General features: G+C 65.6%; 15 protein-coding genes and 1 tRNA gene. 10 read left to right on the top strand and 6 right to left on the bottom strand.

Annotated elements, in window-relative coordinates:
* Positions 1–6 precede the first annotated feature (6 nt).
* The 3 genes from ACO2SS_RS10525 (at position 7) to ACO2SS_RS10535 (ending at position 1,568) form a co-directional block, all read left to right on the top strand.
* A complete protein-coding gene (locus tag ACO2SS_RS10525) occupies positions 7–258 on the top strand; it encodes a zinc-finger domain-containing protein (protein ID WP_423277592.1) in 252 nt (83 codons plus the stop codon).
* Positions 255–1,445 (top strand): FAD-dependent monooxygenase, encoded by a 1,191-nt coding sequence (locus ACO2SS_RS10530; protein ID WP_423277593.1) that lies wholly within the window; start codon positions 255–257, stop codon positions 1,443–1,445. Before ACO2SS_RS10525 ends, ACO2SS_RS10530 begins: the two co-directional genes overlap by 4 nt.
* Before the next feature lie 37 nt (positions 1,446–1,482).
* Positions 1,483–1,568, top strand: a tRNA-Leu gene (locus tag ACO2SS_RS10535).
* Between the two features lie 310 nt (positions 1,569–1,878).
* Here ACO2SS_RS10535 and ACO2SS_RS10540 read toward each other — a convergent pair.
* From ACO2SS_RS10540 to ACO2SS_RS10550, 3 genes are all read right to left on the bottom strand, one after another.
* A complete protein-coding gene (locus tag ACO2SS_RS10540) occupies positions 1,879–2,367 on the bottom strand; it encodes a DUF3828 domain-containing protein (protein ID WP_423277594.1) in 489 nt (162 codons plus the stop codon).
* Between the two features lie 214 nt (positions 2,368–2,581).
* Entirely contained in the window at positions 2,582–3,100 is a 519-nt protein-coding gene (locus ACO2SS_RS10545; RefSeq protein ID WP_423277595.1) for a hypothetical protein, read from the bottom strand.
* A gap of 577 nt (positions 3,101–3,677) precedes the next feature.
* A complete protein-coding gene (locus tag ACO2SS_RS10550) occupies positions 3,678–4,109 on the bottom strand; it encodes a PRC-barrel domain-containing protein (protein WP_423277596.1) in 432 nt (143 codons plus the stop codon).
* Between the two features lie 138 nt (positions 4,110–4,247).
* Here ACO2SS_RS10550 and ACO2SS_RS10555 point away from each other — a divergent pair, with 138 nt between their 5' ends.
* Positions 4,248–4,565, top strand: a complete 318-nt coding sequence (locus tag ACO2SS_RS10555) for a hypothetical protein (RefSeq protein WP_423277597.1) — start codon at positions 4,248–4,250, stop codon at positions 4,563–4,565.
* 43 nt (positions 4,566–4,608) lie between these two features.
* Here ACO2SS_RS10555 and ACO2SS_RS10560 read toward each other — a convergent pair whose 3' ends face one another.
* Together ACO2SS_RS10560 and ACO2SS_RS10565 are read right to left on the bottom strand one after the other, a co-directional pair.
* Positions 4,609–5,346 (bottom strand): competence/damage-inducible protein A, encoded by a 738-nt coding sequence (locus ACO2SS_RS10560; RefSeq protein ID WP_423277598.1) that lies wholly within the window; start codon positions 5,344–5,346, stop codon positions 4,609–4,611.
* Positions 5,336–6,184 carry an FkbM family methyltransferase gene (locus tag ACO2SS_RS10565; protein WP_423277599.1) on the bottom strand — a complete coding sequence of 283 codons (849 nt, stop codon included), beginning with the start codon at positions 6,182–6,184 and terminating at the stop codon, positions 5,336–5,338. Before ACO2SS_RS10565 ends, ACO2SS_RS10560 begins: the two co-directional genes overlap by 11 nt.
* A 135-nt stretch (positions 6,185–6,319) precedes the next feature.
* Between ACO2SS_RS10565 and map the strand changes: the two genes are divergently transcribed.
* Positions 6,320–7,147 carry a type I methionyl aminopeptidase gene (gene map, locus ACO2SS_RS10570; RefSeq protein ID WP_423277600.1) on the top strand — a complete coding sequence of 276 codons (828 nt, stop codon included), beginning with the start codon at positions 6,320–6,322 and terminating at the stop codon, positions 7,145–7,147.
* A 22-nt stretch (positions 7,148–7,169) separates the two neighbouring features.
* Positions 7,170–7,862 carry a RadC family protein gene (gene radC, locus ACO2SS_RS10575; RefSeq protein WP_423277601.1) on the top strand — a complete coding sequence of 231 codons (693 nt, stop codon included), beginning with the start codon at positions 7,170–7,172 and terminating at the stop codon, positions 7,860–7,862.
* A gap of 22 nt (positions 7,863–7,884) precedes the next feature.
* Here the strand turns inward: radC and ACO2SS_RS10580 are convergent, their stop codons facing one another.
* Positions 7,885–9,528 carry an acyl-CoA dehydrogenase family protein gene (locus ACO2SS_RS10580; RefSeq protein ID WP_423277602.1) on the bottom strand — a complete coding sequence of 548 codons (1,644 nt, stop codon included), beginning with the start codon at positions 9,526–9,528 and terminating at the stop codon, positions 7,885–7,887.
* Between the two features lie 162 nt (positions 9,529–9,690).
* Between ACO2SS_RS10580 and ACO2SS_RS10585 the strand changes: the two genes are divergently transcribed.
* From ACO2SS_RS10585 to ACO2SS_RS10600, 4 genes are read left to right on the top strand one after another with little or no spacing between them, the layout of a single operon-like run.
* Entirely contained in the window at positions 9,691–11,121 is a 1,431-nt protein-coding gene (locus ACO2SS_RS10585) for a circularly permuted type 2 ATP-grasp protein (protein WP_423277603.1), read from the top strand.
* A 52-nt stretch (positions 11,122–11,173) separates the two neighbouring features.
* Positions 11,174–12,112: an alpha-E domain-containing protein gene (locus ACO2SS_RS10590; protein ID WP_423277604.1), complete on the top strand. Its 939-nt coding sequence runs from the start codon at positions 11,174–11,176 to the stop codon at positions 12,110–12,112.
* A gap of 18 nt (positions 12,113–12,130) precedes the next feature.
* On the top strand, positions 12,131–12,964 hold the full coding sequence (locus tag ACO2SS_RS10595; protein ID WP_423277605.1) for a transglutaminase family protein: 834 nt from the start codon (positions 12,131–12,133) through the stop codon (positions 12,962–12,964).
* 32 nt (positions 12,965–12,996) lie between these two features.
* Complete coding sequence (locus ACO2SS_RS10600) at positions 12,997–13,770, top strand: peptidase (protein WP_423277606.1); 774 nt, start codon at positions 12,997–12,999, stop codon at positions 13,768–13,770.
* The last annotated feature ends 8 nt before the right edge of the window (positions 13,771–13,778 follow it).

Here is a 13,778-nt window from a genome sequence, read left to right on the forward strand (position 1 = left end):
GGCAGGATGGCTCAGTCGGGTATTCCGCATTTTCACAACGATGTCGGCGTGTCGACGATTCATGTCGGCGCGAGGGAGTTCATGTGCATCGGGGCGACGCCGCCGGTCGACCATCCGCATGTCTTCATCGACATGGGGTCGGCCGACGAGGCGATCTGCTCCTATTGCGGCACGCTCTACAAATACAGGGCATCGCTCTCCGCGTCGGAATCCGACCCGGCGGACTGCCTTTGGGGCGACCGCGTACAGCAATTGTGAGTCGCCTCGGCATCGCGGTGGTCGGAGCCGGAATCGGCGGGCTCACGGCTGCCTTGTCGCTGGCCGCGCGCGGGCATGAGATCACCATCTACGAGCGGCGGACAGGCTTCGGCGAGGCGGGCGCCGGCATCCAGCTTTCGCCGAATGCCAGCCGCGTCCTGATCGATCTCGGCCTTGGGCCGGTCGTGCGGCGCGTCGCGTCCGAGCCGGACCGGATCGTCGTCCGGGATCTCGAGAGCGGGAGGGAGATCACGGCGATCGCGCTCGGCTCCAGCGCCAACGAGCGGTTTGGGGCGCCCTACTGGTTCGTCGCCCGCCAGGACCTGCACACCGCGCTCCTCGATGCCGTCCGCGGACGCGGCAACATACGCCTGCGGGTCGGACGAAGCCTGACGGGCCTCTCCGACACCGCGGGCCGGGTCACGCTCACCTTCGAGGCATCGGGAGGAGCGGCGGATTCGGCGGAGGCGGACCTGGTGGTCGCCGCGGATGGACTTTGGTCCCGCGCCCGGAAGAGCATCGGCGATGATCGCGACCCGATCCCGAGCGGCTTCATCGCCTATCGCGCGACCATCGCGCGCAATGCCGCGCCCCGCGAGATGGCCGGCAACGAAGGCGGGCTGTGGCTCGGGCGGGAGCGCCACGTCGTCCACTATCCGATCGGGGCCGCTCGGCACCTTAACGTCGTTGCCGTCGAGCGCCGCGCGGAGCGTCTTGCAGAGTGGTCGACCCCGACCGACCGGGCCCGGGTGCTTGCGAGCTTCGCGGGCGCATCCGCACCCATCCGCCAGCTTCTCGGCGCGGCGGAGGAGTGGTCGGCCTGGTCGCTGCACGATCTTCCGGCGAAGCGGATGCGGGCCGGTCGCATCGCTCTCCTCGGCGATGCCGCGCACCCGTCCCTGCCCTTCCTGGCACAGGGCGGCGCGCTGGCGATCGAGGACGCTGCGGCGCTGGCCGGGGAGGTCGGCCTGCGGCCCGACGATGTTCCGGCCGCCCTGCGCCGCTACGAAAAGCTTCGCCTGCGCCGCGTCAGGCGCGTGCAGGACGGCGCCCGCCAGAACGCCGCCGCCTACCACGCCGGCGGCCTGATGCGGCTCGGCAGGAACATCGTGATGAAACGGCTCGGCGCCGAGAGGATGACCGAGCGTTACGCCTGGATCTATGGCTGGCGCGCCGGTTCGGCTTGATCGATCCCCCTGCCCCGGGTACCGGTCCTCGCCTGAGGCGGACGTGGCGAAACTGGTAGACGCAAGGGACTTAAAATCCCTCGGGCCTTGCCCGTGCGGGTTCGACCCCCGCCGTCCGCACCAATGGCCTTGAAAGCGGCAACGCGGCCGAATAGTCGAGGCACTTCAGAGGTTTCCCGGAACGCCCTCGCTACAGAGGGCGGTCCAAATGGCCATTCCGATGACATCCCTCAGACGCGCCACGACTGGCGATTGGTTCGCCAAGGCATCCCTGCGGATGTACGTGAGTCGTATCGGAAGCCGCGCGGTCGGTCGCAGGAGGAGCGCTTTCGCCGCCCTGCGATACTGGACGCCGTGACCACAGCCGACCGCATTCAGCGCTCGGCGGACAACCACCCATCAGCCCCAAGGACAACGTCCTTGGAAATGACACCTAGCGAAGCTCGCTCTGCAGGATCGTGCGATACGAAGGCACGTCGCCCGTGGTGATGTCGTCGATCAACCAGCCCCGGTCGGTGTAGAGCAGTGAGAGCTTTACCTTGCCGCGGTCCGCCCCGTTCTGAAAGGCGACGTCCACCAGCGCGTTCTCCCTGTCACCGCCGACATTCATTTCGGTCACGCGGAACTTCACGACGTCCTGGCACTGGCAGATGGGGTCGCCCTCGATGATGCCGATTTCTCCCCCGGCTTGTGCGCGGTCCTTCAGGACCAGCGCCCGAAACCGCGGTGACAGGATCGAGGCGCCGTTGCGGACCGCAAAATCCTTCGGTGGGCGCCGCTGCTCGTAGGGTCGATAGACCTCCCGCACGAAGCCCTCGGGCGTACTTCTATCGCCGCTGCCCTGAGCCTTAGCCGAGGCCGGGGCCAAGCTGAGCGCGCACAGAGCTGCGACGAAGAATCCGTTCAGTGCCTTACGGGGCATGGCTAATTCCTATCCTTCACCGATGTCTCGGGCGCAGTTCCGAGCGGGGGTCAGCAGAGACAGCGCGCAAGTGCGCCGCGTAGCGGGATTGGGCTTTCAGGCGCGTCCCGCTTTCATCATGCTTGCCTGTCCTGCACGACAGCATGATCGAAGCGACGCAAGCAAAGCCGGCGCGTCCGCTGCCAGGGCGTGACGCACGCCGGAGCTGTCCGGATCAGCCGTTGCAGCTCGGGATCGTTCCCTCACGGCCGCCCTGGGTCCAGAAGATGCCGCCCCACTGGTACCCCTCGAGGCCGCCATAACGAACCCGGAACCACTTGTAATCGTCGGTCCAGACCCCCGCGTCCTCGACGCTGTCGAACCGCTGGCCTTCTGCGACGGTGGCGACCTTTCCTGCCGTCATCGCCGGCCGGCTCCGCAGGATGCCGCCGCAAGAGAAGCTCGCGCCCTCAGTCCGCCCCCTGCCGGCGTGGCCTCTGCGCCGTCGTTGTTGATCCTCGAGCTGCTGCTGGAGCGCTTCACGCTCCATCTCGATCATGGCCTGAACAGGACCATGGCAGCGGGCGGGAAGGTCGTCCCACGTGCTCTGCTTCTTGAAGCACGAGCCAATCTGGGAGCTTCCGCACAGCGCTCCAAGAAGTTTCTGACAACGACCGTCGAGCTCTTGTGCGTCTACAGCGTGATGCGCAATCATCGCCGTCGCGAGAATCCCAAAAAACCAAGCTTTAAGCATTCCCGCCCCAAGTGTTGAACTAGCCTTACGGCTTCTGTTGCTGCGCTGAACGATTGCCTTTTCGCAAGATTGAGTTCAGCGGCACATTCCTCCCTTTGGCGATCCGTCTCGAGAACATGCTCGCTGGACATCGAGCGGTTCCCGCGAGATCATCCTGGGGAGTATGAAACTCGTATACACTGGACGAACCCGATGTAAACTGGATGGCCATGTAAATCGTTGTGCATTGGATTCACCATCGGTCGCGAGCGCCGGTACTGCGCCCAGTGCTTGGCAATCCCGGACTGGAGCGACTTCGCACTACATAGCGCCATCGCTTACGGAGACGGGTTTAGCTGAGCTCGCGCGCGCGCCCTCATGGCTCAGGGCGGGGCAACTGGCTGTTGATCAAGTTGGCGCGGTCGCCTTCCCGCTTCCGGTGGGTGGCGTGCGGCACGGGCGTTTGCCGGCTAGGCAAGCCTCCCCACCGGGCCTACCCGATGGGAACACGACAAGAACATGGGGGCGCTTGGCCGCGTCGCGCTTCTCGCTGAAAGGATGCCCAGGACTGTCTGGAGGTTGGGCCGGAAAGCTCCCGTCAGGCCGAAGGTGCCGTACGGTAATAGGCGTCCACCTTCCGGCCGTATTCGTCATCGGCGAACGGATCTTCGTCCGCCCCGTGCGTCGGGGCGCCTGCAAGCTGGTCCTTGTCGATGTCGACCACGTAGCCCCCAAGCTCCGTGTCGTAGGTCAGCGCGCGCCAGGGAAGCGGGTGATAGCTCTCGCCGATGCCGAGGAATCCGCCGAAGGACATCACCACGTAGGCGACCTGGCCCGAGACCTTGTCGACCATGAAGTTGTAGACGGTCCCGATCTGGTCGCCCGAGCGGTCGAACACGGCCGTCCCCTCGACCTTGTTGGAAGCAATCAGGCGCCGGGTCTCGTCCGTCGAGATGCCGTCGCCCGTGGGGTCGAGTTCCATCGAGCCGGGTGTCCGGATCGTGCGCTCGTTCGGAAGTTCGGTGGGCATCAAATGCTCCGCGGGGCGATCACTGTCCCTGGCGCAACGCCTTTTCGGCGAACAGGGTTCAGGCCGCCGTGCTCAGGAACAGCCGCGCTTGGGTGCGCGTTTGGGTCGCATATCGACTACAATCCTTGGAGGTTCGACATGCGGAATGCCCTGATCGGCTTTGTATCGCTTTCGGCGCTTGCCTTTCCCGGCGCTGCCCTGGCGGAGGGAGGTGCGGCGGCTGGTGCCGCCACAGGCGCGATAACCGGTGCGGTCGTCGGCGGCCCGATCGGCGCGGCAGTCGGGGCCGGCGTCGGCGGTATAGCGGGCGCTGCGGCCGACGACGCCAATCGCCGCCCCGACGCGGTGGTCATCGAGCGGCGAGGGACGGGCAGCGTCGACTGCGCCACCCGCACGACGCGCACCGAGAACGCCTTCGGCGAATCGAAGACGGTTACGACCCAGAGCTGCGACTGATCCTGGATCCGGCTGTTCGGGAGAGTTTCTCCCGGACAGCCGCTCAGCTGGCCCGGAGCGAGGCGACCAGGTCCCTGATCCGGCCGGCGGCTTCCACCAGGGTGTCGCGGTCACGCCCGCGCGCCACGATCTGGTTGGTGAAGCCTGACGGAGAATACGACGGGTACGAGCCGATGGAGAGGGTTGGATAAGCCTTCGCGATCTCGGCGAGGCCGGCAGCATACAGCCCTTCGGGAAGGCCGGCCGCCTCAATCACTTCCGAGAGCACCCGCACACCCTTCACCAAGCCCGGCGCGACATTGTCGAGCATCGCCTGCATGATGGCCGGGACGCCAGCCATCACCATCACATTGCCGATCTTGAAACCCGGGGCGCGCGAGATCGGGTTTTCGATGAGCCCGGCTCCTTCGGGTATCCGGGCCATGCGCAGGCGGGCCTCGTTCAGGTCCTCGTGGCTCATGCGCTGCAGCAGCATCTCGACCGCGCGCGGATCGACATCGATCGGGACGCCAAAAGCCTTGGCCACGCAATCCGCCGTGATGTCGTCGTGCGTGGGCCCGATCCCCCCGGTGGTGAACAGGTACGTGTAGCGGGAGCGCAGCGCGTTTACGGCGCCGACGATCTCCTCCTCCACATCCGGCACGACACGCACCTCGCGCAGATCGATCCCGATGGTGGTCAGGTACTCGGCGATGTAACCGATGTTCTTGTCCTTGGTGCGCCCGGACAGGATCTCGTCGCCGATGACGAGAAGCGCTGCCGTGATCGTCTCAGCCCCCATGACGGCCATCTCCCTGAGCGCGCTCGAAGACGAGATTCTGGCGCGTGGTCGCTTTCAGCGCATACCCCTTGGCGGCCAGCAAGCCGGAAAGATCCGCCTGCCAGCGCGCAAGCCCGTTCTCCAGGATGAGGATGCGCGGAAAAAGATGGTCCGGGGCCTTGGCCAGGAAGGGCTCGAGGATCAGATCCTCGGCGCCCTCTACGTCGAGCTTGATGGCGTCGACGCGTTCGAAGCCTTCTTCCCTGATCAGATCGAGGAGGGTCCGGGCCTCGACCCGGATTGGCGTCGCGCCGCTGCAGGCGACGACCTTGAGGCTCGATTCTCCCGCGTTGTTCGGATCGAGGAACAATGTCACCTCGCCCGGCTTTTCGGCGATCGCGCAATCGACCGCCTTGATCGTCGGAAAGGCGTTGAGGCGGATGTTGAAGATCAGCCGCTCGTAGATCTCTGGCTGCGGTTCCACGGCGAGGATCCGGGCCGTCGGCCCGGCCCGCGAGGCCACGAACAGGGCGTAAGCCCCCACGTTCGCCCCTACGTCGATGAAGGTGAAACCCTCCCGCATGTTCTCGCTGAGGATGGCCCGCTCGACCGGGTCGAAGGTGCCCGGCGTGAACAGCATCCGCTTCTCGCAGATGTTCGCGTATGGCCGCAGGCGCATGCGGAAGCCGAGCGCCTCGACGTCGACAGGATCGCCCCCGAGGCGACGCAACACGAAGCGGCGCACGAAGATGACCGCGCGGCGGGCCAGCCACGTATCGGGCAGGGACCGCGTCCAGTCGACGGCCGTCCGTATGATGCCCTTTGGTGCGTAGGTGCCGTAGGAGGCTGCGTCGATCATCCCGATGAGCTATACACGGCCCGACGAACGGGCCCGGATGACGCGGTCATCGCACCTGGCCCGCTCACCCGCAACCCGGCCGCCCCGTCTGCGCTTGCGCTGCATGGAAGGCAGCCTAGATCCAGTTGCCCAGCCATGAGTTACGACGCGCCCACCAAAGCGGAGCAGAGGCCCGCCGAACCGCCCCTGCACGGGGCCGAAGCCTTCGAGGGGATGCGCCGGGCTGGGCGACTGACGGCCGAGGCCCTGGACCTGTTGGTCGAGCACGTGAAGCCGGGCGTCAGCACACAGGCGCTGGACACTCTGGTCGCAGAGTTCGCCCGCGACAACGGAGCGTATAGCGCCACCCTGCTCTATCGCGGGTACCCGAAGTCGATCTGCACCTCGATCAACCACGTCGTCTGCCACGGCATCCCCAACGACAAGCCGCTGAGGGAAGGCGACATCCTCAATATCGACGTCACCCTCATTCTCGACGGCTGGTACGGCGATTCGAGCCGCATGTACTTCGTCGGCGAGGTGCCCCGGCGTGCGGCGCGGCTTTGCGACGTGACGTACGAGTGCCTGATGCGGGGCGTCGAAGCGGTGAAGCCGGGCCGCACCACAAACGCGATCGGGGCTGCCATCCAGTCGCTCGCCGAGCAGGAGCGCTGCTCCGTCGTGCGCGATTTCTGTGGTCACGGACTGGGCCGCGTCTTCCACGATGCCCCGACGATCCTGCACTATGTGGAGCCGAGCTACGACGTGCCGCTCAAGCCCGGCATGCTGTTCACGGTCGAGCCGATGATCAATCTTGGTCGTCCACAGGTGAAGGTGCTCTCGGATGGCTGGACGGCCGTGACGCGCGACCGCTCGCTCTCGGCGCAGTTCGAGCACACGGTCGGTGTGACCGAGACCGGGGTGGAGATCTTCACGCTCTCCCCGAAGGGCTACGACAAGCCACCCTACAACATAGCTCCCTGATGAAGGCGCCGGGCCGTACGCAATGAGCTCCGACCCGGCGGATTCACCCGATCATCTCGGCCATAGGGAACGGCTCCGGACCCGTTTCGCAGAGACGAGCGGAGAAGGCTTGGCCGACTACGAGTTCCTCGAGCTTCTTCTCTTCCGCGCGATCCCACGCAGGGACGTGAAGCCGATCGCGAAGCGGCTCATTCGCCGCTTCGGCTCCTTCGCGGAGGTGCTCGCGGCCCCCCCTCACCTTCTGACCGAGATTGACGGCGTCGGCGAGAGCGTGGCCCTGGATCTGAAGGTCGTCGAGGCTGCAGGGAGACGGCTCGCTCGCGGCTCGGTCGCCAAGCGGCCCGTCCTCTCCTCGTGGAGCGCCGTCCTGGAATATTGCCGGACCGCCATGGCGTTCGCGGACAGGGAAGAGTTTCGGCTCCTGTTCCTCGACAAGCGGAACGCGTTGATCGCGGACGAGGTGCAGCAGCGCGGCACGGTGGACCACACGCCGGTCTACCCGCGCGAGGTGGTGAAGCGCGCCCTCGAACTTGCCGCGACGGCCGTCATCCTGGTCCATAACCACCCGTCGGGCGATCCGACGCCCTCCTCGGCGGACATCTCCATGACGCGCCAGATCATCGATGTCGCAAAACCGCTCGGGATCGCCGTCCACGACCACATCATCGTCGGCCGCGAGGGACATGCGAGCATGAAGGGGCTGCGTCTGATCTGACCTGAGGTGAGAGCGCTTCCGATCAGTGCAATGCCGGCGCAGCCCCTCGGGCGATCGCGCCGGCATCAACGCTCCTCGGGAGGGTTCCGAACGCGCCGGTCCAGCCCGCCTCGAGCCGGCTCGCCACGAAGGCGTCCGCGAGTTCCGGCGACTCGAAGCGCAGCATGAGGCTGCCGGCCAGCATCAGTGCGAGCCGCTCGACGAGACGTCGCGCCTGGCTCTCCAGGGGCGCGAGATCTGCGACCTCCTGCTTCAGGGAAGCGAGGGCTTGGTCGAACCGCCGATCGACGCCTTTCGCCTCTCCGATTTCGGCCAAGAGAGCGTCAAGGGATCCAGGCGCACGCTGCATCGAGCGGAGCACGTCCAGGCAGATGACGTTTCCGGTTCCTTCCCAGATCCCGTTCAAGGGAGCCTCGCGGTAGAGGCGCGCCATCAGGTGATCCTCGATGAAGCCATTCCCGCCGTGGCACTCCAACGCCTCGGCGACGAGCGGCGTCACCCGCTTGCAAGCCCAGTATTTCGCGATGGGCGCAGAGATGCGGCCGATAAGCCGCTCCGCCTCGTCCGCTTCGCGGTCGAAGGCGAGCGCCACCCGGAACGAAAGCCACGCAGCCGCGACCGCCTCGATCTGCATGTCCGCGACGACGTTGGCCATGAGCGGCTGATCCACGAGCGAACGCTGGAACGCGCGCCGGTTCGTGACGTGGTGAGCCGCCTGCGCAACAGCTTCGCGCATGATCCCGGCGGACGAGAGCGCGCATTCCAGCCGCGTGAGGTGGCCCATCGAGATAGCCTCCCGAATGCCGCGTCCCTCCTCCCCGATCAGCTGAGCATAGGCGCCTCGATACTCAACCTCCGAGGACGCGTTGGACCGATTGCCTGCCTTTTCCTTGAGGCGCTGGAGCATGAGGTGGTTGCGCGTGCCGTCGGGCAGCCAGCCCGGGACGAGGAAGCAGGAGACGCCCGCTTCCGTCCGCGCGAGAGTGATGAAGAGATCGGAGTTCGGAGCCGAGAAGAACCACTTGTGGCCTACGAGCCGCCAACCCTCGCCATCGCGCTCCGCCACGGTCTGCGTCTGCCGCAGGTCCGAGCCTCCCTGCTTCTCCGTCATGGCCATGCCGACGGTGATGCCCATCTTCGCCGCCGCAGGGATCGGGCGCGGATCGTAGCGGGTCGAGAGCACCCTGCTCTCCCATAGGGCAGCGAGGGCAGGATCGCGCCGGAGGGTCGGGATCGACCCGTAGGTCATGAGGATGGGGCACATGATGCCGTTCTCGCCCCGGTTCCACAGGTACGAGAGGGCGGCTCGGGCGACTTGGGCACTGGGCCGCGGATCGGTCCAGCATAGCGAGTGGACCTCCTGGGACATCGCAAGCCCCATCAACTCGTGCCAGGCCGGGTGGAAGTCGATCTCGTCGATCCTGTTGCCGAAACGGTCATGCGTCCTGAGTTCGGGCGGGTAGCGATTGGCCTGCCTGGCGAGCGTCCGGACATGCGAGCTCCCGACTGTCCGCCCTGCCGCCCCGAGCTTCTCTCGCGCCCAGTCGGCCCCGAAGGCGGCGACCACGCGTTTCAACGTCGGATCCGTCGAGAAGGCGTCGAACTCGGCCAGTGGCGGGGGCTGGTTCAGCACCTCGTGGGTCTCATAGCCGTATCGGTCGAGCATCGGCCTTCTCCCGCCGTGTAGTTTAAGCGCAAACCGAATGGGCGTCAGGATCGTCCATTGTGCTTAGCCTCGGTTCGCCCCATCACAGGAACCAGCTACGAAGCTCTGCTTTCCCTGGAACGCAAATTGCGTTTACGGTCCGGAAGAGGGCCTGGGGGGACGATGACAGGCGCGGCGTTCGACGAGATGAATGGCGGCCCGGATGCCGGGAGCGGGGTCCGGCCTGCCTATGAATGCCTCAATGCTTGGCTCAAAGAGCAGCCACCTGAGTTCTTTCATACCCGGCGAAGCCAGGCCGAACTCTTTTTCCGACGGGTTGGCATCACGTTCGCCGTATACGGGGAAAACGAGACGTCGGAGCGTCTGATCCCGTTCGACATCATTCCTCGTGTGATCACGAAGGCGGAATGGTCGTTCCTCGAGAAAGGTCTCAAGCAGCGTGTCACTGCGCTGAATGCTTTTCTACGCGACCTCTACGGGCCGCAAGACTGTATCCGGGCCGGGATCGTGCCGCCGGATCTCATCTTTCGCAATCCGAACTACCGCCTCGAGATGAAGGACGCGCGCGTTCCGCACGACATCTACGTGCATATTGCCGGAATCGATGTCGTTCGCGTCGGGCCGAACGAGTTTTACGTCCTGGAGGACAACGCCCGGACGCCGTCCGGCGTCTCCTACATGCTCGAGAACCGCGAAGTGATGATGCGGCTCTTCCCAGAGCTCTTCGCCAAGCATCACGTGGCGCCGGTCGAGAACTATCCTGATGCGTTGCTGGCGACGCTCCGCTCCGTCGCCCCGATCACCGCCGCCCGCGACCCGGTCGTCGCGCTGCTGACGCCGGGCCGTTATAATTCGGCGTTCTACGAGCACTCCTTCCTCGCGGACAAGCTCGGCGTCGAACTGGTCGAAGCGTCCGACCTCTTCGTAAAGGATGAGTGCGTCTACATGCGCACGACGCGAGGGCCGACCCGCGTCGACGTGATCTACCGCCGTATCGACGACGACTTCATCGACCCGCTCGTCTTTCGTCCCGATTCAATTCTCGGCGTGCCCGGCATCATGGGGGCCTACCGGGCCGGCAGCGTCACGCTGGCAAATGCCGTCGGAACCGGCATCGCGGACGACAAGGCCGTCTACACCTACATGCCTGACATCGTCCGCTTCTATACGGGAGAGGAGCCGATCCTGCAGAACGTTCCGACCTGGCGCTGCCGCGAGCCGGAGGCCCTCGCCCATGTGCTCGCGCACCTGCCGGAGCTGGTCGTGAAGGAAGTGAGCGGTTCCGGAGGATACGGCATGCTCGTCGGCCCTCACGCGTCGAAGCGTGAGCTCGACGAGTTCCGACGCAAGCTGAAACACGCGCCGGAAAACTTCATCGCGCAGCCCACGCTATCCCTCTCCACATGCCCCACCTTCGTCGCTTCGGGCGTCGCGCCCCGGCATGTCGACCTGCGGCCCTTCGTGCTGTCCGGCTCTGACGAAATCAGGATCGTCCCGGGCGGGCTGACCAGAGTTGCCCTCAAGGAAGGATCGCTCGTTGTGAACTCCAGCCAGGGCGGCGGGACAAAGGACACCTGGGTCCTGGACGGATAGGAAAGGATCCCGGCCCACCCCATCGCCTGCGCCGCCCAACAAGGCCCACCCCATGCTCTCCCGCACCGCCGACAGTCTCTACTGGCTCTCCCGCTACTCCGAGCGAGCAGATTTCGTCGCGCGCATCCTGGACGCGACGCTCAGGCTCACGACGCTGCCGCAGAGCTATGCGGGCGAGCGCAACGAGTGGGAATCGGCCCTTGCCTCGGCCGGCAACGTGGACCTCTTCCGGACCCTGTATTCGACCGTGAACGAGGACACGGTTCGGGACTTCCTGGCCTTCAACCCGGCGAACCCATCCTCGATCCGCAGCTGCATCGAAACGGCCCGGGAGAACGCGCGCGCGGTCCGGACGGCGCTCACCTCGGAGATGTGGGACGATCTCAACTGCGCCTGGCTCGAACTCAAAAAGTACGACAACAGCATCAACCAGGAGGAATTCGTCCGCTTTCTCGACTGGGTGAAGCGCGTCGTCCTGACCTTCGACGGCTCGGCCTACCGGACGATGCTGCGTAACGACGCCTTCTGGTTCACTCGCCTCGGCAGCGCCATCGAACGTGCGGACAACACCGCCCGCATCCTGGACGTGAAGTATCACCTCCTCCTACCGGAGACGGAGCGCGTCGGCGGGAGCCTCGACTACTTCCAATGGACGACGATCCTGCGTGAGGTCTCGGCGCTGACCGCCTACCACTGGGTCTATCGCGAGAGCATCAAGCCCTGGCTGGTCGCCGACCTCCTCATCCTGAACAAGGAGATGCCGCGCTCGCTGGCAAACTGCTACGAGATGCTCGTGCGCTATCTTGACCTCATTGCCGACGCCTACGGGCGGCGCGGGCCGAGCCAACGACTGGCGACAAGCCTCCGCACGAGGCTGTCGGCCTCGACCATCGAAGAGATATTCAGTAACGGGTTGCACGAGTTCGTGACGACCTTCGTCACCGAGAACAACAGGCTCGGCCACGCGATCACCGAGCAATACCTGAGCTGAACCGACACGCTCGAGGCCATGCGGATCCGGATCTCGCATCAGACGCGCTACACCTACGACAGCCTGGCGCGGTCACTCATTCAGGTTCTGCGGCTGACCCCGCGGGACACGGAGAGCCAGCACGTCCTCTCCTGGCGGCTCGAGCCGAGCGCCGAGGGTCGGATGAAGCCGTTCGAGGACGCTTTCGGTAATCGCTGCCACGAATTCTCCTCCGATCATCCGATCGACGACTTCACCCTCACGGTGACGGGCGAAGTGGAGACTCACGATACGGCGGGGGTCGTTCGGGGGGCGGTAGAGCGTCTTCCGGATCTCGTCTATCTGCGTGAGACGAGCCTCACGGGGGTCGACGACGCTCTGCGGGAATTCGCAGCGGAGCACGGACGGCTGGCATCCCAGGATCCGCTCGCGGCCCTGCATGACCTTCTAGGCGGGATTCATCGCGAGATCGCCTTCGACCTCGCCCCGACCGACGCAGCGACCAGCGCCGTCGAGGCCTTCGCGCTTCGCCGCGGCGTCTGCCAGGATTTGACGCACATCTTCATTGCCGCCGCCCGTCATCTCGGCATCCCGGCGCGCTACGTGTCCGGCTACTTCCACCGTGCCGACGGGGTGACGGAACAGGAGGCTGGCCACGCCTGGGCCGAGGCGAAGGTGGCGAGCCTCGGTTGGGTGGGGTTCGACCCTGCCAACGGCATCAGCACCACGGATGCGCATGTGCGGGTCGCCATCGGCCTCGATTATCTCGGGGCGGCGCCGATCCGGGGCAGCCGCCGAGGTGGCGGAGACGAACGGCTTGACGTCCGGTTGAGAGTGGATACCGCTCGCGGGCAGGTTCAGTCGCAGGGCTGAAGGCCGGCTGCCGCTGCCGTCGAGAGGAACCGATGACGTATTGTGTAGGCGTGCTCGTCAAGGGCGGCCTCGTCATGATTGCCGACACCCGCACCAATGCCGGGCTCGACAACATCTCCACCTACCGCAAGCTGCATCTCTTCGTGCAGCCCGGGCAGCGCGCCCTGGCGCTCGCCTCAGCCGGCAATCTCTCCGTCTCCCAGGCGGTCGTGAGCCTCCTGCAGGAAGGCACCGAGAACCCCGACACCCACGAGTTGGAAACCATCAACGATGCGCCGACCATGTTCAAAGCGGCGCAGCTGATCGGCAGGGCCATCCGGCAGGTGAGAACCATCGACGGCCCGGGCCTGCAGGAAGCCGATCTTCGGTTCGACGTGTCTTTCCTCTTTGGTGGACAGATCGAAGGCGGCCCCATGCGCCTGTACATGATCTACTCGGCTGGCAACTTCATCGAGTGCAGCCAGGACGCGCCGTTCCTGCAGATCGGCGAGCACAAGTATGGAAAGCCCATCCTGGACCGTGCCGTCTCGCACGGCACCGATCTCTACGACGCCCTGAAGATCGCCCTGATCTCGATGGACTCGACCATCCGGTCCAACCTGAGCGTCGGCCTGCCGATCGACATCGCGGTGATCAGGCGCGACACACTGACGACGGAGGTCGTGCACCGGATCGAAGCGGGCGAACCCTACTTCCACGACTTGCGCGAGCGCTGGTCCACGGCCTTGCGCGCGGCTCACATGGCGATCCCGACACCACCCTACGGAAGACCACAGGGTGCGCTCGTTGGACGCAACGGCTTCTAAAGGATCAA

Source organism: Enterovirga sp. CN4-39 (genome assembly GCF_049446235.1).
GTDB lineage: Bacteria > Pseudomonadota > Alphaproteobacteria > Rhizobiales > Beijerinckiaceae > Enterovirga.